We start from the raw sequence: 22,107 nt of genomic DNA, 5'->3' as shown, positions 1-22,107 counted from the left end.
TGGATGCTGCGGCACGGCCCTCGGGGCAGGGGAATTGGCGGAAAGCCGCGGAACGTCTAATACCAACCTGCGGTGATAGGGACCTATTCGATGGCGCTGAACGGGCTTGTCCGGCCAGGAGCGACGCGCAGTTCGATGCGGCGCATCGGGCAAGCGGTGCGACGCCGTCCGGCGAGCCCGTCCAGCCCACCTATGGCCGGGCGCTCGCCGCGCCTGGCTTCGTCGCGGGCCTCGCCCGATGCGCCGCATCGCCCGTCGTCCCGCTCCTCGCCACGCATCGGCGATCGTCCCGGTCGAATGGGTTCCTATGACCGCAGGTTGGTATAACGCTGTCTGGGGGCATCGCCGCACAGCTCGACAGAGACCGCAAGAAGCCGTCTATGAAGACCATCCCGGTTCTTCATGATCCGCCTGCCCGTCAGATCCCTGTCGGCGGTGAGCACTGGAATGAGTTGTAACGTGCGCAAACTTGACCTGGACGACCAGACGATCGCCGTCATCGGGCTTGGCTATGTCGGCCTGCCATTGGCGGTGGAGTTCGGCCGAAAGCGCCGGGTCGTCGGATTCGACATTCGCCACGAGCGGATCGTGGAGCTTCAGGGCGGGCGGGATGCCACGCTGGAAGTCGATGCCGCTGGCCTGGCTGCGGCGGGGTTGGTGACCTTCACCACGAACCCGGACGCGCTCAAAGCCTGCGGCGTCTTCATCGTGACGGTTCCAACCCCCATCGATCGCGCCAACCGGCCGGATCTGGGGCCGCTGGTGCGGGCGAGCGAGACGGTGGGCAAGGCGATCTCGGAAGGAGCCGTCGTCATCTATGAATCGACGGTCTATCCGGGTTGCACCCGCGATGTCTGCGTGCCGATCCTGGAGCGATTGTCAGGTCTCACGCTGAACGAGGGCTTCTTCCTCGGCTACAGTCCCGAACGGGCAAATCCGGGCGACAAGCAGCATCGGCTGACGACGATCACCAAGGTGACCAGCGGCTCGACGCCGGACGCAGCCGAGGCTGTTGACCGGCTTTACGGTTCGATCATCACCGCCGGCACGTACAAGGCGAGTTCGATCGAGGTCGCCGAGGCGGCCAAAATCATCGAGAACACCCAGCGCGATCTCAACATCGCACTGATGAACGAGTTGTCGATCATCTTCGACCGGCTCGGCATCGACACGCTGGACGTGCTGGCCGCCGCCCGGACGAAATGGAACTTCCTGCCGTTCAAGCCGGGACTTGTCGGCGGTCACTGCATCGGCGTCGACCCCTATTATCTGACACACCGGGCGCAGGAGGTCGGTTATCACCCCGAGGTCATCCTGGCCGGCCGCCGGATCAACGACCGGATGGGGCATTATGTGGCGGACCAGGTCGCGCGATCGATGATGAGCCGCGGGTTGCCGGTCGTGGGGAGTCGGATCCTCGTCATGGGCATCGCCTTCAAGGAGAATTGTCCCGACCTTCGCAATTCGAAAGTGATCGACATCGTCGACGATCTGCGACAGTGCAACGCCCGGATCGACGTCTGGGACCCTTGGGTTTCGCCTGAGGACTGCCGCCGAGAATTCGGCTTCGACTGTCTGACGACGGCGCCGGTCGAGGCGGTGTATGACGGGATCGTACTCGCCGTCGGACACAGCCGGTTCGCCGAGATGGGAGCGGCCGCCATTCGCCGCTTGGGTAGGAAGGGCGCGGTGCTTTACGACGTCAAGGGCATCTTCGCGGAACACGAGACGGACGGGCGCCTTTGATGAAAACCCTGGTCACCGGCAACGCCGGGTTCATCGGCTTTCACGTGGTCCGACGTCTGCTGGAACGCGGCGACAGCGTCGTCGGGTTCGATGTCGTCAACGACTACTACGATCCGGCGCTCAAGGAAGCGCGGCTGCGTGTTCTTAAGGAGGCGGCCGGCAAATCAAACGGCGACTACGTCTTCGTGCGGGCCAATCTCGCCGACCGCGACGCGGTGAACGCGTGCTTCGCGGAGCACCGGCCGGACCGGGTGATCCACCTCGCGGCGCAGGCCGGCGTGCGCTATTCGCTGGAAAATCCGCTCGCCTATGTCGAGAGCAACGTCGTGGCCTTCACCAACATCCTTGAGGCTTGCCGGTACAATCAGGTCCGGCATCTGACCTATGCGAGCACCTCCAGCGTCTACGGCGCCGATACGGCAATGCCGTTTTCCGAGCATCAGAGCGTCGATCATCCCCTGCAATTCTACGCCGCGACCAAACGCGCCAACGAATTGATGGCGCATTCCTACAGCCATCTGTTTCGACTGCCGACGACCGGACTTCGGTTTTTCACGGTCTACGGTCCCTGGGGCCGGCCGGACATGGCGCTGTTCCTGTTTACCCGGAACATCCTTAAGGGCGAGCCGATCAAGCTGTTCAACGGCGGCAACCACACCCGCGACTTCACCTTCGTCGACGATATCGCCGAAGGCGTGGTCCGGGCGAGCGACGACATCGCCCAGCCCAATCCAGACTGGAACAGCGACCATCCCGATCCGGCGACGAGCAACGCGCCGTTCCGCCTGTTCAACATCGGCAACAACGCGCCGGTGAAACTTCTCGATTACGTCGAGGCGCTGGAGGAGGCGCTCGGCCGCAAGGCGGAGCGCCAACTGCTGCCGCTGCAGCCGGGCGACGTGCCCGACACTTTCGCCGACGTCAGCGAACTGGAGCGGGCGGTCGGCTACCGGCCGGCGACGCCGGTGCGCGAAGGAGTGCAAGCGTTCGTGGACTGGTATCGGCGCTACTACGATGGTGGCGCGGGGAGCTGAGAGGATAGGACCTCCGAGGACACGCCTCGGTCGCAAGGCGTCGCGGTTCCCAGGCGCGATCGTCCTCGTTATCCCTTTAGGCGGCGGTCGGTGAAATTGCGGCGATTGGCGGCGATGGCGCGGGTCGCGGCGAGGGCGTCGGCGTCGCCGGCCAGCGCCTCGATGCGGTCGACCTGGTTGATGGCGACCAGCCGCAGCAAGTCCTCGCGCACCCGCCCGCTCGCGTCGCGAGGAAGGTGCTCGACCGCCTGGACGACATCCGGGCGCGGCGCGGCGGCGGCGAGCAGCCGCTTTTCCAGTGCGGGCGCGTCGTTGCCGGGAGCGGTCTCGACAAAGGCGTAAATGCCGACCCCCTGGCGCTTGGGATAGGGAAAGGGCGACAGGGCATGGGCGAGGATCGCCGGGTCGGACGCCAGCCGCGCGCCGATCGCCTTGCCCTCGGTATCCATGCGGTCATGGGTGCCTTCGCCGTCGGACCAGTTGAACAGCCCGCGGGTGATGGCGTTGTAGATCGGCTTGAAGGTCTGCATCCACAGCCTCGCCGGCAGACTCTTGGTCGCCAGCAGCTTTTTTTCCGCCGGGGTCAGCGCTTGCGGGCAGAAGCTGCGTTTCTGCTTGAGGAGATGGCGGATGTCCTCGCGCGCCATGAGGCGGAACAGCTTGGAGCGGCGGGCGAAGATGGTGGCGAGCTGCATGTCGATCAGCGCGGCCGTGCCGTCGGGGGTGATCAGCCAGTTCTGCGGCTTGGCGAGGTCGTTGTGGGTGATGCCGGCGCGGTGGACCTGCCGCAAAAGTCGCTTGGCGTCGCGGAAATACGCAACATTGCCGACCGGCTTGGCGACATGCAGAGGCGTGCCCTCGATCCACGAGCGGTAGAGTGCGCTCTCGTCGACGCCGAGCAGTTTCGGCGTCCCCGCCACCGTGTCGAGGGCCTCCAGAGCCCGGATTTCACGACCGGCCAGATGCCAGGCGAGCGGCCGCGCCCAGCGCGCCGAACGGCTGACGCGGCGACGCGTGACCGCCGTGTCGGGCGCGCCCTCCAGATGGCCGAAGGCGATCTCGCCGAAAATATCGCGCTTGAGCACCGTGCCGGCGACGAATGGGGCGGGAAGGCTCGGATAGGTTCGCTGCATGGGCCCCGTCAAACCGGAACGTCTCGCACTGGCGACCGCCTCGCCGGCTCTCACGTTCGATATGAGCGCCATTATCGACCGGGGATCGCCGAAAGGAAAGCCGGGTGTGACCACACTTAACGGTCCATTCGCATTGACCGGCATTCCTCGCGCCGCTGCCCTTCCCATCGCGGGGTGAGAATGAAATAGAGTAGATACGTTCCGCCCGCCTTACCAACCCAGTCACCGTCAGTCGAAGCCCATGTCCGTCGAGAGTCCCTCCGTCCCTTCCGTTGCGCCAATCGCACCGGAGGCGGAGGCGCCGCCGGAGCGCGAGGTCGCGCTGCCGCTCATGCTGCTGTTGGCGCTGGTCGTCGGCATCGTCGCCGGCCTCGGTGCGATCGTCTTCAAATATCTGATCGCCTTTATCTACAATTTCGCCTTCTACGGCCGAATCAGCCTCGATTTCGATCCCAACGCCTATGGCGCTCCCAGCCCGTGGGGCGCGGGGATCATCCTGGTCCCGGTGATCGGCGGGCTGATCGTCGTCTGGCTGGTGCGCAGCTTCGCGCCCGAGGCCAAGGGGCACGGCGTGCCCGAGGTGATGTATGCGATCTACCACAATGGCGGCAACGTGCGCGGCGTCGTCGCCGTGGTGAAGTCGCTGGCCTCGGCGATCTCGATCGGCACGGGTGCCTCGGTCGGTCGCGAGGGGCCGATCATCCAGATCGGCTCGTCCTTCGGCTCGACATTCGCCCGGGCGCTCGGACTCGTCCGGCATCAGAAGATCACGCTGTTGTCGGCCGGCGCCGGCGCCGGCATCGCGGCGACCTTCAACACGCCGCTCGGCGGCGTCTTGTTCGCCTCCGAGGTGCTGCTGCCGGAGATCTCGGCCCGAACCTTCCTGCCGGTGGTCGTGGCGACGGCGACCTCGACCTATGTCTTCCGTCTGGCCATGGGCATCGAATCGGCGTTCCTGCTGCCGCTCGGCGCCTTCGGGCAGACCGAGGCGGTGAACGGCGCCGAACTGGTTCTGGCGGCGCTACTCGGCGTGGTGGTGGGCGTCGCGGCGTGGCTCTTCGTCAAGCTGCTGGCCGCCTCCGAGGATCTGTTCGAGCAGTCCAACCTCAATCCCTACATCCAGAACATCATCGGCATGACCAGCGTCGGGCTGATGGGCTACGTGTTCCTGCTGAGCAGCGGGCAATACCACATCTACAGCGTCGGCTACGCCACCATCCAGGACATCATCGACGGCGGCCACACCAGCGCGCTGCTCTTGCTCCTGCTGTTCGCCGGCAAGCTCGTCGCCACGTGCCTCAGCCTCGGTTCGGGCGCCTCGGGCGGCATCTTCTCGCCGAGCCTGTTCATGGGGGCGACCCTCGGCGGAGCGGTAGGCGCGCTCGGCATGATGGTGGCGCCGGACTCCGGCCTCAGCGTCGAGACCTTCGCGGTCATCGGCATGGGCGCCATGGTCGGCGGCGCCACCAGCGCGGCGATGACCGCGATCGTCATGATCTTCGAGATGACCCGCGACTACGAGATCATCCTGCCGCTGGTGCTGGCCGTCGCCATCGCCATCGGCGTGCGCCGCGCGCTGATCCAGTCCGACATCTACACGATCAAGCTGAGACGACGGGGCCGGCCGATCCCGACCGACCGGACCACCAACATGTTCCTGGTCCAGCCGGTCAGCGAGGTGATGGAAACGAGCTTCGAGATGCTGCCGGGGTCGATGACGGTGAGCGACGCGCTCAAGCACATCGACGTCGAGACGACACGGGTGATCCTGACCGACGGCAACCGCATCACCGGCTTCGTGCGGTTCGGCACGATCCCCTATCGCGCCGACCGTTTTGCCAGCCAGACGCTCGCCGACATTGGCTCGACCGAATTCATCATCGCCTCGACGCAGAACAACCTCAACACCGTCGTCACCCGCATGAACCGCAGGAACCGCTCCTACGCGATCGTCGTCAACGACGTGCGCGGTCTGCCGCGGCCGGAAGACATCGCCGGCATCATCAGCCGCGAGGAAATCGCCAAGGCGGTGGTGCAGAACCATTACGGGTGAGGGGGTGGGGGTTATTCGCAAAAAACGCTCGTTCGTAGGCCGTTGCCTCTTCGTGCGATGATCTGCCGCGGTCTGGCGATGCAGCTATATTGGAGCGATCCTTCGTACCGGGCTCTGCGCAATTGACGTGTCTGCATGGCATGCGATCTCAGGATCGGCGAACGCCGAGCGTTCCTGCTTGTTGGAACTCACGCGATGCGCACTGGGACCTGGAGCAGGGACGCCCTAGCCATCCATTCTCTCCTAGAGGAACATTCATGCTATCGTAACGTAAGCAGCGGGCTGGCCTTGGTCTGCAAAGCCAGGGAGGATGTCTTGTCAAAAGCGAATTCCGCCTCGCCCGTCAGCCTGAGAGTTTCGATTGACGGCGCGCCAGCAGTCGAAAAAAACTGCGATCTGTTGGTCGTGGCATGCGATCCCCGCAATCTCAGGATGGTCTGTAGCTTCACCGGCGAGGAGGTTTCGGTTTTCTCTCGGCTGACGAACTTCACCTTTCACACCACGTTGGTGAAAGTGAAGGTGCCCAGCTCAAAGCCGGAATTCGGGATCATCCTCAATCCGGATGCCATCGATGAGATGGGCGGGGCAGTCAGCGGCTACCGCAACGAAACCGCCAAGCAGTTCTCGCTTGAAACCGCGAACGGCATGGTCGAGAATCTGGTGACCGTCTACCAGCTTCAGGGCGCGGCAGGGACGCCCTGGACCAATGAGCAGTTCCTGAACAATCTGAAGGCCACGCTTCCGCAACTGGAGTGGTGGCCTTACCCCGAGTTCGAGGTGGTTCACGATGATAGCGGTGATCCGGTCTGTCTAACGACCCCCTACTTCGATCATTTCAACAATGATGGCCTCACGGCGAAGATGCCGTGGAACTATCTGGGTGTACAAGGAACGGGCCATACGATTTACGTTCACGGCTCAACCTGCTTTGAGTCCGTCCTGCAATGCTGGCAATACGGCGGCATGTTGCTGGAAAAACAGCAGGAGCTCGGTTGGCGGCTTCCTTCTGACCTCTCGGCTTCGATCATCGTTCTGGGAGCAGGTCCGAGCGGCTTGTTGTTTGCCCACCTCCTGAAGGAACGGGGGCACAGCAACGTGGAGATCCTCGAGCCCAGTGATCGTATCGGAGGCAAGACCCATACGGTCACACTTCACGAGCCGTCACCCCATGACAGCGGCGCTGCCACCGCCTGCGAACTGGGGACCTGCTACCTTTCACCCGCCTATGACAAAATGGTCACGGCACTGGGGCGCTTCCTGGAAGGCAATTGCCGTCATGGCTTTTACATAATGAAAGATCACTCCGATCCTGAAAACCGCAGTTTTCGTGGGATGGTAGCCGAAGGCCTCACGCCTGGTATCCACCTGTCGGAAGCCACAATTTCCTACGATGAATACGTCATTTTGAAAGGGCAGGTTGCAAATGGCGAGAAGCCAGATCCCCGAAGGGCCAAGGAAACGGAGAGGAAAATCGGGGAGGCACTAGGTAAATACGATGTTTTGGTACATCAATATTTAGGCAGTGAACTGCCCTTGCCCTTCAATCCACCGCAGAAACTTCTCGATAAACGCTATTCCAGCTTCTATGATTTTCTCGAGCGAAACGATCTGCTGATCCTCACCGGATTGCTGGAATATTCCTACTCCGTGCAGGGGTACGGCCCGCTGAAGCACATACCTGCCTATTATGGTATGATCTGGATATCGCTGCCACTGACTAAGGCAATCCTGAAGAGCTACAAGTGCAAGGACGCAACGCCGATGGTGACGGTCCTGTCGAAGGGGTGGCTCGCACTGTGGGAGGAAATGAGGACGAAGGTGCCTCTCAACGTCACGCTGAATACGACGATCGAGAGGATCGATCGGGTGACCTGACGGGGCGTCGTCGGACCTACAGAAGGGAAGCTGCACCACGCCTATGGGGTGCAGAGGCAGGCGTGCAGGTGATGGAGCGCAAGGTAACGACGATCGTCGCCGCGGATGTCGCGGGTTTTTCGCGGCTTGTCGCAAGAGCCGAGGAAGAGGTTTTTACCCGCCTGCGCGAATTGCGTCTGGATATCATCGATCCCGCCGTTGTTGCCGGAGGAGGGCGGATCATCAAGACGATGGGCGATGGCCTTCTGGTCGAATTCCCCCATCCTATGGCGGCCGTTCGCGCCGGACAGGTCGTGCAGCGGGCAGTTCACCGCCACGAAGCGGGCCGGTGCGATGACAACCGTATCCGCTTTCGCATCGGCGTGAACCACGGGAGCGTCTTGATCGACGGAGACGACGTATTGGGCGATGTGGTGAACATCGCCGCGCGTTTGGAGACCTTGTGCCCTCCCAACGGCGTCTGTATTTCGCGATCGGTTCGCGACATGCTCTTCGCCGACACCGAGCTGAGCGTCTGCCCGCGCGGCAAGCAGTTCGTGCGCAACATCCCGTTTCCGGTCGAGGTCTGGCAGGTCGAAACCGGTGTGGAAGATGCCGGCGCCGCAGTGCAACCGGGAAGCGCCGACCGCCCGTCCGTGATCGTGCTGCCCTTCGACGATGCGTCGGCTTCGGGAGAGAACTCATTTCTGGCCGAGGGAATCGCCGACGAGATCATCAACGAACTGTCACGTTTCCGCTCATTGTTCGTCATCGCCCGTGGATCGAGCTTTTCCTACAGGGGGGGGTGAGAAGGATATTCGCCAGATCGCACAGGATATGCGTGTGCGATATGTGGTTCAGGGCGCTGTCCGTGGAGCGGGAGATCGCCTGCGAGTCTCCGTACAATTGATCGAAGCAGATACCGTCGAACAGATATGGTCCGACAGGTATGATGGGAACAGGGCCTCCCTCTTCGATTTTCAGGATGACATCACCCGACGGGTCGTCACCCGCCTTGCTCCCGAAATCGGCGCACACGAACGCCAGGTCTCCCGTCGTAAGCCGCCCGAAAACCTATCGGCCTGGGAAATGTGCCAGCGTGGCCTTTCCGAAATGGAGGCCCGGACAATCGAAGGAATCCACACGGCCTTCGATCTTTTCCATTCCGCCACCAAGGCCGATTCCGCCTACGCGCTCCCCCACGCCCTGCTGGGTCAGTGGCATTCAATGAGAATCTATTCCGGGCGGAGCAGTGATCCCGGGGCCGAAATGCTGACGGGCATCTACCATGCCCGCATGGCGATACGGCTCGACGATCGGCTCGAGACCGGCTATGTCGCCCTCGCTCGGCTCCTTACCATCCGCGACGCCCTCGCCCGGGCCGTGGCATTGAACGACAATGATGCTGCCGTCTACAGCGCCCAGACATTCGTCAATCTCTTCCAGGCCGAGCCCGATACGGACGAGATGCTGCGAGCGGGGCTGGAGGCCATTCGCCTCAGCCCAAGGGACCCGGTTGGCCTGGTCCTTCCATTGGATGGTCGTCATGGCCCTCTGGATGCGGGATATGGAATTGGGCGAAAATGTCCGCGAGCATCTTGATGCCGCCAGCCGGCTTCCCGGCGCGGAAGCCTTCGTCCATATCGCAGTCGCCGTAGTCGCGCTCAAACGTGACGATCAGCCGGTGGCGGACCGGGCTTTGTCAAAGGCGCTGACGATCCGGCCCGAATTGACCCATAATGTGATCAAGTACTCGTTCTACTTTCCGAAATGGCCCGCGCTGGTAGCGGGGATCACAGTCCAGCTGGACCGCCTCGTGGAAATGGGTTTGCCGCCACGGTAGAGACCGATCGACGGTTGGAAAAAGCTGTCGTTGGCGCTTCTGCGACGAGGGGCAGCGCGCCCGTTCCCGCTCACCTTCAGGCCATTCCTGCCATGGTCCGAGGACATTGTCGGGGTCATCAGCCGCGAGGATCGCCAAGGCCGTAGTGCAGAACCATATCCCTCACCCTCACCCTCACCCTCACCCCCGCCCCAACCGCACCGCACGCCCCAGCCGGTCCGGGGTCGGCAGCTTCGCGTGCTCCGCCGCCACGTCCGCCACCCTTGCGAACACGTCGGCCGGGAAGGGGGCCACCTTCGGGCCGCCCGACGGGTGGTTCTGGTCGATCGACAGGCTGAGGCTTTCCAGCGTCGCGGTGCGCCAGCCGTCCTCGTGGAACAGCTCCTGGAAAATGTGCAGCCGCTTTGCGTCGAGGCCGACGATCTGCGCGGTCGCATAGACGCGCGCTTTCGGCGGCACCTCGCGCAGATAGCAGACATGGGTCTCGGCGGAGTAGGTGGTGTAGCCGCGCGTGGCGCGATATGGCTCGCCGAGCCCGATCGCGTCGAACAGGGCGTCGATGCCCCGGTCGAACAGAACGTGATAATAGGCAAGATTGAGGTGGCCGTTATAGTCGATCCAACCGGGCTCGAGGTCCATCAGGGGCGAACGGAACGGCTGCGGCGGCTCTGGCGTCATCGGGGCTCTTCTTTGCGGGTGGACGTTGCGGCAAGGGAAAGCCGCAAGGCGTAGGGAAGTCAAATCCGGCGATCCATCGAGGCGACGGACGGGAAGGGAGCAAGAGCATCATGGCGTTAGCGGACATCCTGGCGGAACGGCCGGCCAAGCGCGAGGGCATCGCCAGCGCGGTCTCGGTGCTGAAGCAGCGATTCGGCGAGCGGCTGGTCACCGGCGAGGACGTGCGGCGCGCCCATGCCCATTCGACCACTTATCTGCCGAACCAGATGCCGGACGCGGTGTTCTTCGCCGAAACCGAGGACGAGGTGCAGACGCTCGTTCAGCTCTGCGGCGAGTATCGAACGCCGATCGTCGCCTTCGGCACCGGCTCGTCGCTGGAAGGCCATGTCAACGCGCCGGAGGGCGGCATTTCGCTCGACCTGTCGCGCATGGACAAGGTGCTCGCCGTCAATGCCGAGGATCTCGACTGCACGGTCGAGCCGGGCGTCACCCGCGAGGCGCTGAACGCGCATTTGCGCGACACTGGGCTGTTCTTCCCGATCGATCCGGGCGCCAACGCCAGCCTCGGCGGCATGGCCGCCACCCGCGCGTCGGGCACCAACGCCGTGCGCTACGGCACGATGCGCGACAACGTCATCGGGCTGACCGCGGTGATGGCCGACGGCAAGATCATCCGCACCGCGCGGCGGGCCAAGAAGACCTCAGCCGGCTACGACCTGACCCGGCTTCTGGTCGGCTCGGAGGGCACGCTCGGCATCATCACCAAGCTCAATCTGAAGCTCTACGGCATTCCCGAATCGATTCTGGCCGGCGTCTGCCCGTTTCCGGACGTCAAAAGCGCCTGCGACGCGGTGATCCAGACCATCCAGGCCGGAATTCCGGTGGCCCGGATCGAGCTGCTGGACACGTTGTCGATGCAGGCGGCGATCGTCCATTCGCAGCTCGATTTGGAGGCGCGGCCGTCGCTGTTTCTGGAGTTCCACGGCTCGGCGAATTCGGTCGCCGAGCAGGCCGAGTTGTTCGCCGCGATCGCCGAGGACCACGGCGGCGGCCCGTTCCAGAGCGCCAAGCGGACCGAGGAGCGGGCGCAGCTCTGGAAGGCCCGGCACCAGTTCTACTGGGCGGCGCTGGCGCTGCGCCCCGGCGCCAAGGGCATCGCGACCGACGTCTGCGTGCCGGTGTCGCGGCTCGCCGAATGCATCGCGGAAACGCAAGGCGACATCGATGCGGCCGGCCTGATCGCGCCGATCGTCGGCCATGTCGGCGACGGCAATTTCCACGTGACGCTGCTGCTCGACATGGACAGCGCCGAGGAGATCGCCGCAGCGGAAGCCTTCATGGCGCGGCTCGCCGAGCGGGCGGTCGCGATGGACGGCACCTGTACCGGCGAGCATGGCATCGGACAGGGCAAGCGCGGCTATCTGCGCAAGGAGCTGGGCGATGCCGTCGACGTGATGCGCGCCATCAAGACCACGCTCGATCCGGACAATATCCTCAACCCCGGCAAAATCCTGCCCTGATCCGGACGCGGTCAGGTCTCGACATCGGGGCCCGGTTCTGGCCTATCCTTTGAAGGCCCGGCCGAACGGCTGGCGGCGGTCAGCGCGAGACAAGCGGCGCTTGGCATCATGTGGCGCGGGCTCGCCGCAATTGCGACCACGAGAAGAGGAGCCCCATCCTGGTCAGAGCCTTCGTTCTTTTCGGCGGCCTCTTGGTGCTGGCGCTCATCGGGGCGCTGGTGGCGCCGTATTTCATCGACTGGACCGCCTATCGCGACGATTTCCAGCGCGAGGCCTCGACGATTCTCGGCCGCGACGTGGTCGTCAGGGGTGAAGCCTCGGCGCGGCTGCTGCCGTTTCCGTCGGTCATCTTCGGGGATGTCGAGGTGCTGGACGAATCGGGTGCGGCGCTGGCGACGATCGGCCGGTTTCGGATGGACGCGGAACTGGCGCCCTATCTCTCCGGCGAGATTTTCATCTACTCGATGTCGCTGGATCGGCCCTCCATCCGGATTCCGATTCGGCCGGACGGTTCGATCGACTGGGTGGTGGAGAAGTCGAAGATTCCAACCGGCGCGACGGTGGTGCTAGACAATGTCGCGATCACCAACGGCACGGTCCGTATCGAGAACGGCCTGACCGGACGCAGCCACGAGTTGTCCGGCGTCGAGGCGGTATTGTCGGCCGGCTCACTGGCCGGACCGCTCGACGGAAGCGGTCGCTTCAAGCTGGGCGGCGAGGCAGTCGCCTTTACGCTGGCGGCCGGAACGCGGCAGGCGGATGGATCGGTACCGGTTCGCCTCGTCACCGCCAACGAGACGCTCGCCACCCAGATTGCGCTCGACGGCGCCGCGCGGTTCGAGGACGGGCGGCCGCAATTCGCCGGCACCGCCGTCATCAGGCGGCCATTGCCGGAGGCGGCGACGGGCGGCGCCGCGGTGGTCGACGGCAACCCCTTCGCGGCGGCTGACGCGGCATCATCCGACACTGCGGCCGATACGTCGTTGAAGCCGGATGTCTTGCCGGTCAGGGCGGTCGGAGCGGTGACCCTGACACCCACCGCCGCAGAAGTCCTCGACCTCAGGGTCCAGGCGGGCGGCAGCAAGCAGCCCTATCTCCTGACCGGCCAAGGCCGCCTCGATTTCAAGGCGGTGCCGCATTTCGCGCTGGATCTCGAAGGTGAGCAGGTCGATGTCGACACGATCGCATCCGGCGGCGCGGAGACAGGCGAGGCGAGCCCGGAAGCCGCCGCGATCGGATTTGCGGAGCGGCTGGAGGCGGTGCGCGCCGTCCTCGCCGACATTCCCCGGCCGACGATCCCTGGTACCGTGGCCATCTCGCTGCCGGTGGTCGTCGCCGGCGACACGACGATTCGCGATGTCGCGTTTTCGGCAAGCCCGACCGAATCCGGCTGGACGCTGGCCCGCTTCGCGGCGGAACTGCCGGGCCGGACCCGGCTGGAAGCGAGCGGTGTCGTCGATCTCGACGAGAGCTTCGGCTTTCGCGGCGACCTGCTTGTGGTCTCCCGCCAGCCATCCGGCTTTTCCGACTGGCTGACCGGCGATGTCGACCCGTCGGTGCGCGCCCTGGCCGGCGCCGGGTTGGCGGCGAAGACGGTGCTGACCGCCGAAAAACAGGTCTTCACCGACCTGGAACTCGACATCGGTGGCGACCAACTTACCGGCCGGCTGGAGCGCTCCAGGGTAGGCGAGCGGACGACGATCGCGGCGGATATGGAGGGGGGGAAGGTCGATCTCGACGCGCTACTTGCCCTGACGCGACTGTTTACCGGCCCGTCCGACGCGCTGGCGAACGCCGACCAGTTCGATGTCGCCTTGACCGCCGGCCCGGTGACGTTCCGCAATGCCTCTGCCGAGCGCATCGACGGCGATATCCGTTACGACGGCGACACGCTGGCGATCGGCAAGCTCGACGTCGACGGTCTCGCCGGCGCCAGCCTGTCGGCCCGGGGGGAGCTGTCGCAACTCAGCGGCGATACCCGCGGGCGGCTCGCCGTGGCGCTCGATTCCGGGAAGCCGGAGCAGTTCTTCGAATTCCTTCGTTCGCGGTTTCCGGGAGTACCCCTGCTTGAAGCGATCGACGGGCAGGCGGCGCGTCTGGCGCCGCTGGCCCTCGCTGGTGCGGTGGAGACGATCGGAGGCGAGGCGGGACAACCGCCGAGCCTGCTGGTGCGTCTCGACGGGACCGCCAATGGCAGCAAGATCGATCTGTCGGCCTCGATTGAGAACGGCCTCAACGCGCGTGCGGAGAGTGGTCGGTTCGGTCTCGATCTGCGTCTGGAGAACGATCGGCCGACAGTTTTGCTCGGCCAGCTCGGGCTGACAGCCATGGAAGCCGGCGCGCCGGCGCCGCTGGAAGCGGAGCTGTCTTTGTCGGCCTCGGCGACCGGGCCCATCGTCACCTCGGCGACATTGCGCGCGCCGGGAAGTGAAATCAGTTTGGATGGTACCCTCGATATGACGCCCGAGGGAATTTCCGGCGGTGACGTCTCGCTTTATGTCAAGAGCGGCGACGCGCTGCCATGGCTGCGCACGAGCGGCGTCGAACTTGGCGCGTCGCTCGACGCCGCCCCGCTCGATCTGACCGGGACGGTCGTCTATGAGCGAGGTGACTGGACCATCCGCGACCTGGGCGGCCAGATCGCCGGTTCGACGATCGACGCCGCCTTGCGAAAACAACGCGGGCAACCTTTCGAGGGGACGGTGCGCCTCGACAAATTGTCGATGCCGTGGCTTGCGAGCCTGGTCTATGGGCGCGCGCTCGACGACGGCGACCCAAAGCGACTTTGGCCAAGCGAGGCGTTCCGGCCGAGTTCTCTTGCCGGTCTCGATTTTTCGGTGGCGCTTACCGCCGCGCAGCTCGACCTTGGTGGTCCGGTCATGACGGATTTTGCCTCCCGGATGTCGGCAGACGCGGGCAATCTGACCTTCGACGAAGCGAGCGTCGCCGCGGCGGGCGGACGTCTCGACGGCCGGCTAATGCTGCGCAATGCCAACGGCATTGGCGGATGGACGCTCGAAGCCGAGGCCAGCGGCTTCGATCTCGCCAAATTCTGGCCTGATCTGGCAGTCGATGGGGCGACTGCGAGTCTCGATGGCAATATCCGGCTCGACAGTACCGGCCAGTCCTATGGGGCGCTGGTATCGGGTCTAACCGGCGCCGGTCAGGTCGCGATCGCCAATGCGCGCGTGCCCGGCGTGCCGCAGGGGGTATTCCGGCCGCTGCTTGCGGCGGCTGATCAGGAGGGCTTCAAGCCCGACACTGATACCGGCGCGACGCTGCGGGCTCTGTCGGCCGAAACCAGCTTTGCCGTTCCGGCCGCAACGAGCGCCTTCTCCGTGACGGCGGGGCGCGCCCGCTTTGCGCCGGTCAGCATAAAGGACGGCGATGAGAAACTGACCCTGGACGGGACCGTGGACCTGACCGATCTGACGGTCGCCGCCGATCTCACACTGGCCATCGAACCCGGTGACGACCGCGTGGAAGGGGCTGAGCCGACGGTGTTCTATTCCCTGACCGGCCCGCTTGCCGAGCCGGCGCTTTTGGTCGATGCGACGGCGCTCGCCAACTACCTCGCGGTGCGCGCGCTGGAGCGTGAACAGGCGCGGGTGGAGGCGATGCAGGAGAGCCTTCAGGAGACCCTGCGGCTGCGGCGTGAAGCGCGATTCTACCGCTGGCGGGCGGCGGAGGCGATGCGGATCGCGGAAGAGCAGCGTGCCGCCGAGGAGGCCGAGAGGCTCAGGGCGGAGCAGGCGGCGGCCGAAGCGGCGCGACTGCGGGAAGAACAGGCGGCAGCGCGTCGCGCGGAGGAAGAAGAGGCGCGGCAGAACGAAGAAGCGCGTCGCAAAGAGGCGGAGGAAGCGCGCCGCCGCGAAGCCGAAGCGGAAGCTCAACGCCAACGCCAAGCCGCGGAACGCCGACGCCAGCAGCAAAGCCAGCCGCCGCCGGCACCGAGCGCCAGCGCGGCGCCGAGGCTGGACTTCGACAGGCCGCTTCCCAGCGCGCCGTCGGGTGGGAAAACCCGCTTTCCCTCATTGCCGGGCGTCGAGAATCCGCTGGAGTTTTGATACCAACTCGCGGTGACAGGAGCTCATCCGCCTACGCTGAAAGGGTCTCTCCGGCCGAATGCAACGCGCGGGTTCATGCGGCGCAAATCGGCATGACGCCCGATGGAGTCAGCCGTGTCCCCCGGATGGAGGATCGGCGCGCGCCAGCGCCTCGTCCAGAACGAACAGCCGGATGGCGGAGGAAAGGTTCGTGTTCGGCGCGCGGGCCGCATCGATCTCCGCCACCAGCGCGGCGAGCGCCAGACCGCGTGCCGCTGCGATCGCGCGCAGGCGGTTCCAGAATTTGTCCTCGATGCTGATCGATGTCGCATGGCCACGGATCGCCAGCGAGCGCTTGACGATCACGACGGCTTGCCGGTCTCGTCCGGGCTCTTAAGGGCAGGTGCGGACGGTTCGGCTTCCACCGGCGCCGCACGGTCGCGCTTCACACCGTTCAACAGACGGCTCGCACGCTCCCGCTCGACACGGGCTTCGTCCCGCAGCGCTTTCGGCGTTCCATGCCGGATTCGATTGGCGTCGGCTTCAAGCTCCGCCGCGCCACGCCGCTGCCGTTTGCGGGCGAGCCGGAGATTGACGATGTCGGCGGACATCGCCGGGCTCAGGTCTTCTTGCGGAACGCGTCGAGGGAGACGACGTCGGCATCTTTCTTTTCCGGCGCTTCGTCCCCGGCCTCTTCGCTCTCGGTCGTGGTCTTCGGCTTATCCTTGGGCGACTTCTTGCTCTTCGGCTTCGTCGCGGCCTTGGCCGGAGCAATCTGGGTCGGCGAGCCAACCAGAACCGGGCCGTGCGATTCGCCTTCCTCGGAGGCATCCAACTGCTCGTTGGCGGCGTCGATCCCCCTGACGTCGAATTCGAGTTCGAAGTTCACCGCCGGGTCATAGAAGCCCCGGATCGCGGCAAAGGGAATCAGCAGACGTTCGGGAATGTCGGAAAAGGATAGGCCGACTTCGAAGGTCGTGTCGGTGACCTGCAAGTCCCAATATTGATGCTGGATGACGATGGTCATCAGCTCGGGATATTTTTCGCGCAACCGCGAGGAAATGCGCACACCCGGCGCGGAGGTCAGGAAGGTGATGAAGAAATGATGCTCGCCCGGAAGGCCGGTCTTGACGACCTCGCCGATCACCTTTCGGATCACGCCGCGCAGCGCCTCCTGCGCGAGAACATCGTAACGGATAAGGTCCTGGCCCATTGCGGTGTCCTGAATTCTCGTAGCTGCGGAGGGGGCGGGCGGTTCAAACGCACCCCATAAAAAAGTGGAGGCTTCTGTTGCCAGGTGCCTCCGAACCCCGCCTAGAAGTGCGAACCCCCAGGACTTGAATTGAAGCGATCACACTGCTTACGCAGCGAGACGTGCTTCCGCATAGTTGTCGTTTGCAACTATAAAACAGCCCGATAACGGTGGTACCATGCCGAGCAAAAGTCCGATCTTTACGCCCTCGTCGATCCTATTTCGCCCCCGCCTGGACCCACCGCTCATGCGAAGCGAAACGTGGGTCCAGGTGGAGGCGCCGGGTACCGCCCCCGGGTCCGATAGGTTTATTACATCGGCCGTTTATCGCCATAGCCGACCCGAAAGCCGGCACGCGCAATATAAGGGGATCGTCACGGCATGAAAAGGGCTAGACGCTTCCGAAACTTGAGGGAATCGGTCAAAGTCGATCAACTGAACAGCCGGGGACGGCCGGCTGGGAGGATTTCGGGTCGCAAGGCCCCTGTCGGCCGGCTTCTCCGGTTACCGTCTTCATCGATCGTTTCGCCGATCAAACTCTGATAACACGCGCTCCCGATCGAGGACGTCGCCGCAGTAATCTGCCGAGAGCCGGTCTTGCCTGAACCGGAGGGAATGTCGCCATGCGCCAGTATCTGGATCTTCTCGCCCATGTCCTAGACCACGGGACCGACCGCTCCGACCGGACCGGCACGGGAACCCGCTCGGTCTTCGGTCATCAGATGCGCTTCGATCTGTCCGCCGGCTTTCCCATGCTGACGACGAAGCGGCTGCACTGGAAGTCGATCGCCCACGAACTGCTGTGGTTTCTGCAGGGCGACACCAACATCGCCTATCTCAGGGAGAACGGGGTCCGCATATGGGACGAGTGGGCGGACGAGAACGGCGACCTCGGCCCGGTCTACGGGGCGCAATGGCGCTCCTGGCCCGATTATAACGGTGGCCACATCGATCAGATCGCCAAGGTCGTCGACGAGATCCGGCGCAATCCGCATTCGCGCCGACTGATCGTCACGGCCTGGAACCCGGCGCTGGTCGACGAGATGGCGCTGCCGCCCTGCCATTGCCTGTTCCAGTTCTACGTCGCCGACGGGCGGCTGTCGTGCCAGCTCTACCAACGTTCGGCCGATATCTTCCTCGGGGTGCCGTTCAACATCGCCTCCTATGCACTGTTGACCGCGATGGTCGCCCAAGCGACCGGCCTCCAGCCAGGTGACTTCGTGCACACTTTGGGTGACGCGCATCTGTATGCCAATCATTTCGAGCAGGCGCGGCTGCAACTGACCCGCAAGCCCGGTTCACTGCCGACGCTGTGGCTCGATCCCGAGATCACCGACCTGTTCGCCTTCCGCATCGCGCATATGGGCCTCGAAGGCTACGAGGCCGACGGACACATCAAGGCAAAGGTGGCCGTCTGATGCGCCGACCCGAACTCGTCGCCATCGTCGCGATGGCCCGCAACGGCGTCATCGGCAAGGACGGCGCGATGCCGTGGCGCATGCCGAGCGATCTCAAGCGCTACCGTCGTCTGACCATGGGCAAGCCGATGATCATGGGACGCAAGACGCTGGACGCGATCGGTCGGGTGCTCGACGGACGCGACACCATCGTGCTGACCCGTTCGGCCGACCTGCCTTACGAAGGGGCGCTGCTGGCACACTCGCCGGAGACGGCGCTCGACCTTGCCTTCGAATGTGCCCAAAGGCGCGGGGCAGACGAGGTCGCGATCGTCGGTGGCGCCGAAATCTATCGCCTGCTTTTCGACCGAACCGATCGGCTCATGGTCACGGAAATCGACGCCGTGGTGGAGGGGGATGCGATATTTCCCGCGATCGACCCCGCCGTCTGGCACAAATTTCACGAAGAAACCTGTCCGCGCTCCGAGAACGACAGCGCCGACAGCCGCTTCCTCATCTACGAGCGGCGCCGGAGCTGAGGTCGAGTCGGGAGCGTTCGTCGTTTCCGAAATGTGCGCCGATCCGCGGTTGCCGTTCACCATCATGACGCCTAGGGAGGTGAAACGGTTGCGCTTGCGTTGAAAGCGGATTTGGCAGTTCCTATAAGGACACTAACAGATTGACGCTTGGATCGTCGCAGGCGACGGCCACGGATTTCTCGGAACTGGAAGGATATCGATGCCCTGGAGCAATCAGACCGGCGACGGCGGCGGCTGGAAAGGCGGCGGCAATGGCGGCAATGGAGGTCCTTGGGGCCAACGCCCGCAAGGCCCACGGCCAACCGGCGGCGCTGGGGGGTCTCCCGATCTGGAGGACATCCTGCGGCGTGGCCAAGACCGGCTGCGGCGGGCGATACCCGGCGGCGGCGGCGGTAGCGGGAGTTCCGGCGTGCCGGGCTTCGCGGCATGGGGAATTCTCATCTTTGCCGGCCTGTTGGTGCTGTGGCTCTTCAAGTCCGTCTACACCGTCCAGCCGGACGAGGTCGGCGTCGAGATGTTGTTCGGCAAGCCTAAGCAGGAATTGTCGCAGCCCGGACTGCATTTCATGCTGTGGCCGCTCGAGACGGTGGATACGGTGCCGGTCGTCGAGAGTCAGATGACGCTTGGCAGCGGCCAGCGTGGAGAGAACTCCGGTCTGATGCTGTCGGGTGATCAGAACATCGTGGATGTGCAGTTCGCGGTTCTCTATCAGGTCGACAATCCGGCCAATTATCTCTTCGACGTTCAGGATCCGGTTGCCATGCTGCAGCAGGTTTCGGAAAGCGCCATGCGCGAAGTGGTCGGGCGTCGCCCGGTTCAGGACGTGTTCCGTGACGATCGCGCCGGGATCGCCGAGGAGGTGCGTCAGATCACCCAGGATACCATGAACGAATATGGTGCCGGTCTTCGGATAAACGGGATTTCGATCGAGGACGCCGCACCGCCGAGCCAGGTCGCGGACGCGTTCGACGAGGTGCAGCGCGCCGAACAGGACGAGGACCGGTTCGTCGAGGAAGGCAATCGCTACAGAAACAACAAGGTCGGCCAGGCCCGCGGTGAGGCGGCGCAGGTCCGCGAGGATGCGGCCGGTTACAAGAACCGAGTCGTCCAGGAATCCGAAGGTGAGGCGCAGCGCTTTTCGTCAATCCTGAAGGAATTCGAAGCGGCTCCGGCCGTGACGCGCAAGCGTCTGTTCCTCGAAACCATGGAAGGGGTCTTGCGCGATTCCAACAAGGTGATCGTCGAGAAAGGCGCCGGCGGGACCCAAGGGGTCGTGCCCTATCTGCCGCTGAACGAACTGCAGCGTCCGAGCCGATCGGATAATAGTGCGAACTCCGGCGATACGGCGGCACCGGCACCGCAGGGAGCGAACTGATGAACAACCGCTTTTACGCGATTGCCATCGCGGCTGCCGTCGTTCTGCTTCTCCTGTGGAACTCGATCTTTATCGTCAACGAGAAGGAGCAGGCCGTCGTTCTGCGCTTTGGCCAAATTCAGCGCGTTGTCGACGCGCCGGGATTGAACTTCAAGCTGCCCTTCTCCTTCGCTGGTGCCGACAATGTCAGGAAGCTCCCCGACCGGTTGTTGCGCTTCGACCTCGACAACATCCGGGTTCAGGTGTCCGGCGGCAAGTTCTATGAGGTCGACGCGTTTCTCGTCTACCATATCTCGGACGCGGCTCGGTTCGCGCTGACGGTCTCGGGATCGGTCGAGCAGGCCGAACAGCGTCTGCGCACCCGCCTCGACGCGGCACTGCGTCGGGTCTACGGCCTGCGCGGCTTCGAGGCCGCCTTGTCCGAGGAGCGCGCCGACATGATGCGCCAGGTGCGCGACCAGCTTCGGCCGGACGCCACCTCGCTCGGCCTCGAGCTGACCGACGTGCGGATTCGCCGCACCGATCTGACGCAGGAGGTCTCGCAACAGACCTACGAGCGCATGAAGGCTGAGCGCCTCGCCGAGGCGGAACGCCTCAGGGCGCGTGGCCAGGTTGCCGCCCGCCGAATTCGTGCCGCCGCCGATCGCGAGGTCGTCGAAACGGTCGCCTCGGCGCAGCGCGACGCCGAGATCCTGCAGGGTGAGGGTGAAGCGGAGCGCAGCCGCATCTTCGCGGAAGCCTACGGCCGGAACCCGGAGTTCTTCGACTTCTACCGGTCGATGCAGGCTTACCGGGAAGCGATGACGAATTCCGGAACGACCTTGGTGTTGTCGCCGGACTCCGAATTCTTCCGCTATTTCAGGGCCGATGGCGGCTCTGATGAGGGAATCGGTGCGTCCGGTGCCAATCTCCTGGGCGCACAACCATCCGCCGAAGCGCCGGCGCAGCCCGAAGCGGCCGCACCTTCGTCGACGGACTCGGCGACGAGCGGCGAGGCGGCTGCGGCCGCCCCTGAACTGGCGCCCGCGTCAGACGCGGCGCCCACCGCCGAACAGGGCGCGGCGGCTGAGGCCGATCAACCGGCTGCCGCCACCCAGTGACGGATTTCGTTGCCGCCCTCGGTCTCCTTCTGGTGATCGAGGGCGTCGTCTATTGCATGTCTCCCGACACGATCCGGCGGATCGGCCGGATGGCCGAGGCGATGCCGGATGCCTCGATGCGGGCCGGTGGGCTCGTCGCAATGATCCTCGGTGTCGGTCTGGTCTGGCTCGTGCGCCACTGACGGTGGCTTGCGCCTGACCCTGTGGCTTTTTACGCGCGCGGTCGTTTCGGCGAATGCGGCGATAATCCTCTCGATAAATTGAAGAAGTCGCATTTTCCGGATCTGATGTCCCGTCGGTCGGTCGTCCGGCGATTCGGCGCTCTGGACAGCCGCTGTGTCGCTTCCGTTGCAGGTCCGAAGGCGCGATGCCGGCCCCGCGAGACGCGTCGACCTGTCAGCCGCGCATCACAATGTTGCGACGCGTCTGGTCCTCCCTGAAGCGATCACCTTAAAATCCGGCCTGAGACGAAAGGCATCGTGGGTCGCCGACCGATAGAATGATCGTGATCGCCTTGCAGGATGCTTTGCGTGGGCT

General features: G+C 64.5%; 20 protein-coding genes and 1 other RNA gene. 14 read left to right on the top strand and 7 right to left on the bottom strand.

The features are described from left to right. Positions 1–83: 83 nt before the first annotated feature. Positions 84–278, bottom strand: coding sequence for a hypothetical protein (locus VSX60_RS10730; protein WP_327624162.1), 195 nt, complete (start codon positions 276–278; stop codon positions 84–86). Positions 279–459: 181 nt separating this feature from the next. On the opposite strand from VSX60_RS10730, the gene VSX60_RS10725 reads away from it, so the two are divergent. Continuing rightward, positions 460–1,746 (top strand): nucleotide sugar dehydrogenase, encoded by a 1,287-nt coding sequence (locus VSX60_RS10725; protein WP_327624161.1) that lies wholly within the window; start codon positions 460–462, stop codon positions 1,744–1,746. Next, complete coding sequence (locus VSX60_RS10720; protein ID WP_327624160.1) at positions 1,746–2,780, top strand: NAD-dependent epimerase; 1,035 nt, start codon at positions 1,746–1,748, stop codon at positions 2,778–2,780. The genes VSX60_RS10725 and VSX60_RS10720 overlap by 1 nt, the downstream gene beginning before the upstream one ends. A gap of 68 nt (positions 2,781–2,848) precedes the next feature. Here the strand turns inward: VSX60_RS10720 and VSX60_RS10715 are convergent, their stop codons facing one another. After that, positions 2,849–3,913, bottom strand: coding sequence for a serine/threonine protein kinase (locus VSX60_RS10715; RefSeq protein WP_327624159.1), 1,065 nt, complete (start codon positions 3,911–3,913; stop codon positions 2,849–2,851). A gap of 241 nt (positions 3,914–4,154) precedes the next feature. Here VSX60_RS10715 and VSX60_RS10710 point away from each other — a divergent pair, with 241 nt between their 5' ends. The 5 genes from VSX60_RS10710 (at position 4,155) to VSX60_RS10690 (ending at position 9,663) form a co-directional block, all read left to right on the top strand. Further along, the gene (locus tag VSX60_RS10710; protein WP_327624158.1) at positions 4,155–5,966 is read left to right on the top strand and encodes a chloride channel protein; all 1,812 of its coding nucleotides are present in this window, start codon (positions 4,155–4,157) and stop codon (positions 5,964–5,966) included. Positions 5,967–6,281: 315 nt separating this feature from the next. Continuing rightward, positions 6,282–7,841 (top strand): NAD(P)-binding protein, encoded by a 1,560-nt coding sequence (locus VSX60_RS10705; RefSeq protein WP_327624157.1) that lies wholly within the window; start codon positions 6,282–6,284, stop codon positions 7,839–7,841. A gap of 71 nt (positions 7,842–7,912) precedes the next feature. Next, on the top strand, positions 7,913–8,629 hold the full coding sequence (locus VSX60_RS10700) for an adenylate/guanylate cyclase domain-containing protein (RefSeq protein WP_327624156.1): 717 nt from the start codon (positions 7,913–7,915) through the stop codon (positions 8,627–8,629). Next, complete coding sequence (locus VSX60_RS10695) at positions 8,598–9,422, top strand: hypothetical protein (RefSeq protein ID WP_327624155.1); 825 nt, start codon at positions 8,598–8,600, stop codon at positions 9,420–9,422. The genes VSX60_RS10700 and VSX60_RS10695 overlap by 32 nt, the downstream gene beginning before the upstream one ends. Next, a complete protein-coding gene (locus VSX60_RS10690) occupies positions 9,367–9,663 on the top strand; it encodes a hypothetical protein (protein ID WP_327624154.1) in 297 nt (98 codons plus the stop codon). The genes VSX60_RS10695 and VSX60_RS10690 overlap by 56 nt, the downstream gene beginning before the upstream one ends. 180 nt (positions 9,664–9,843) lie before the next feature. On the opposite strand, the gene VSX60_RS10685 is transcribed toward VSX60_RS10690, so the two are convergent. Beyond that, positions 9,844–10,341 (bottom strand): thioesterase family protein, encoded by a 498-nt coding sequence (locus VSX60_RS10685; protein WP_327624153.1) that lies wholly within the window; start codon positions 10,339–10,341, stop codon positions 9,844–9,846. 110 nt (positions 10,342–10,451) lie between these two features. On the opposite strand from VSX60_RS10685, the gene VSX60_RS10680 reads away from it, so the two are divergent. Both VSX60_RS10680 and VSX60_RS10675 read left to right on the top strand, forming a co-directional pair. Further along, a complete protein-coding gene (locus VSX60_RS10680) occupies positions 10,452–11,861 on the top strand; it encodes an FAD-binding oxidoreductase (protein ID WP_327624152.1) in 1,410 nt (469 codons plus the stop codon). A 110-nt stretch (positions 11,862–11,971) separates the two neighbouring features. Next, entirely contained in the window at positions 11,972–15,928 is a 3,957-nt protein-coding gene (locus VSX60_RS10675) for an AsmA family protein (RefSeq protein ID WP_327624151.1), read from the top strand. A gap of 108 nt (positions 15,929–16,036) precedes the next feature. On the opposite strand, the gene VSX60_RS10670 is transcribed toward VSX60_RS10675, so the two are convergent. From VSX60_RS10670 to ssrA, 4 genes are all read right to left on the bottom strand, one after another. Beyond that, complete coding sequence (locus VSX60_RS10670) at positions 16,037–16,273, bottom strand: ribbon-helix-helix domain-containing protein (protein ID WP_327624150.1); 237 nt, start codon at positions 16,271–16,273, stop codon at positions 16,037–16,039. Then, positions 16,270–16,518 carry a DUF4169 family protein gene (locus VSX60_RS10665; RefSeq protein WP_327624149.1) on the bottom strand — a complete coding sequence of 83 codons (249 nt, stop codon included), beginning with the start codon at positions 16,516–16,518 and terminating at the stop codon, positions 16,270–16,272. Before VSX60_RS10665 ends, VSX60_RS10670 begins: the two co-directional genes overlap by 4 nt. Before the next feature lie 8 nt (positions 16,519–16,526). Continuing rightward, positions 16,527–17,120, bottom strand: a complete 594-nt coding sequence (locus VSX60_RS10660) for an SspB family protein (RefSeq protein ID WP_327624148.1) — start codon at positions 17,118–17,120, stop codon at positions 16,527–16,529. A gap of 63 nt (positions 17,121–17,183) precedes the next feature. Further along, positions 17,184–17,551: a transfer-messenger RNA gene (gene ssrA, locus VSX60_RS10655) on the bottom strand. Positions 17,552–17,782: 231 nt separating this feature from the next. On the opposite strand from ssrA, the gene VSX60_RS10650 reads away from it, so the two are divergent. The 5 genes from VSX60_RS10650 (at position 17,783) to VSX60_RS10630 (ending at position 21,752) form a co-directional block, all read left to right on the top strand. Next, positions 17,783–18,577: a thymidylate synthase gene (locus VSX60_RS10650; protein ID WP_327624147.1), complete on the top strand. Its 795-nt coding sequence runs from the start codon at positions 17,783–17,785 to the stop codon at positions 18,575–18,577. Further along, entirely contained in the window at positions 18,577–19,095 is a 519-nt protein-coding gene (locus tag VSX60_RS10645; protein WP_327624146.1) for a dihydrofolate reductase, read from the top strand. Before VSX60_RS10650 ends, VSX60_RS10645 begins: the two co-directional genes overlap by 1 nt. A 199-nt stretch (positions 19,096–19,294) precedes the next feature. Continuing rightward, positions 19,295–20,470, top strand: a complete 1,176-nt coding sequence (gene hflK, locus VSX60_RS10640; RefSeq protein ID WP_327624145.1) for an FtsH protease activity modulator HflK — start codon at positions 19,295–19,297, stop codon at positions 20,468–20,470. Continuing rightward, complete coding sequence (gene hflC / locus VSX60_RS10635) at positions 20,470–21,570, top strand: protease modulator HflC (protein ID WP_327624144.1); 1,101 nt, start codon at positions 20,470–20,472, stop codon at positions 21,568–21,570. Before hflK ends, hflC begins: the two co-directional genes overlap by 1 nt. Further along, on the top strand, positions 21,567–21,752 hold the full coding sequence (locus VSX60_RS10630; protein WP_327624143.1) for a DUF2065 domain-containing protein: 186 nt from the start codon (positions 21,567–21,569) through the stop codon (positions 21,750–21,752). Before hflC ends, VSX60_RS10630 begins: the two co-directional genes overlap by 4 nt. The last annotated feature ends 355 nt before the right edge of the window (positions 21,753–22,107 follow it).

It is taken from the genome of Aurantimonas sp. A3-2-R12 (assembly GCF_036016755.1).
Classification (GTDB): Bacteria; Pseudomonadota; Alphaproteobacteria; order Rhizobiales; family Rhizobiaceae; genus Aurantimonas; species Aurantimonas coralicida_A.
Note: the sequence above shows the minus strand (reverse complement) of the source record. Positions and strands in the feature narration are given on the sequence as shown.

What these genes read in the sequence shown, in the direction of transcription:
- VSX60_RS10730 (WP_327624162.1), bottom strand. Translation starts at nt 278, where the DNA reads ATGCGTGGCGAGGAGCGGGACGACGGGCGATGCGGCGCATCGGGCGAG.
- VSX60_RS10720 (WP_327624160.1), top strand. Translation starts at nt 1,746, where the DNA reads ATGAAAACCCTGGTCACCGGCAACGCCGGGTTCATCGGCTTTCACGTG.
- VSX60_RS10715 (WP_327624159.1), bottom strand. Translation starts at nt 3,913, where the DNA reads ATGCAGCGAACCTATCCGAGCCTTCCCGCCCCATTCGTCGCCGGCACG.
- VSX60_RS10710 (WP_327624158.1), top strand. Translation starts at nt 4,155, where the DNA reads ATGTCCGTCGAGAGTCCCTCCGTCCCTTCCGTTGCGCCAATCGCACCG.
- VSX60_RS10700 (WP_327624156.1), top strand. Translation starts at nt 7,913, where the DNA reads ATGGAGCGCAAGGTAACGACGATCGTCGCCGCGGATGTCGCGGGTTTT.
- VSX60_RS10690 (WP_327624154.1), top strand. Translation starts at nt 9,367, where the DNA reads ATGGCCCTCTGGATGCGGGATATGGAATTGGGCGAAAATGTCCGCGAG.
- VSX60_RS10685 (WP_327624153.1), bottom strand. Translation starts at nt 10,341, where the DNA reads ATGACGCCAGAGCCGCCGCAGCCGTTCCGTTCGCCCCTGATGGACCTC.
- VSX60_RS10680 (WP_327624152.1), top strand. Translation starts at nt 10,452, where the DNA reads ATGGCGTTAGCGGACATCCTGGCGGAACGGCCGGCCAAGCGCGAGGGC.
- VSX60_RS10665 (WP_327624149.1), bottom strand. Translation starts at nt 16,518, where the DNA reads ATGTCCGCCGACATCGTCAATCTCCGGCTCGCCCGCAAACGGCAGCGG.
- VSX60_RS10660 (WP_327624148.1), bottom strand. Translation starts at nt 17,120, where the DNA reads ATGGGCCAGGACCTTATCCGTTACGATGTTCTCGCGCAGGAGGCGCTG.
- VSX60_RS10650 (WP_327624147.1), top strand. Translation starts at nt 17,783, where the DNA reads ATGCGCCAGTATCTGGATCTTCTCGCCCATGTCCTAGACCACGGGACC.
- VSX60_RS10645 (WP_327624146.1), top strand. Translation starts at nt 18,577, where the DNA reads ATGCGCCGACCCGAACTCGTCGCCATCGTCGCGATGGCCCGCAACGGC.
- hflK (WP_327624145.1), top strand. Translation starts at nt 19,295, where the DNA reads ATGCCCTGGAGCAATCAGACCGGCGACGGCGGCGGCTGGAAAGGCGGC.
- hflC (WP_327624144.1), top strand. Translation starts at nt 20,470, where the DNA reads ATGAACAACCGCTTTTACGCGATTGCCATCGCGGCTGCCGTCGTTCTG.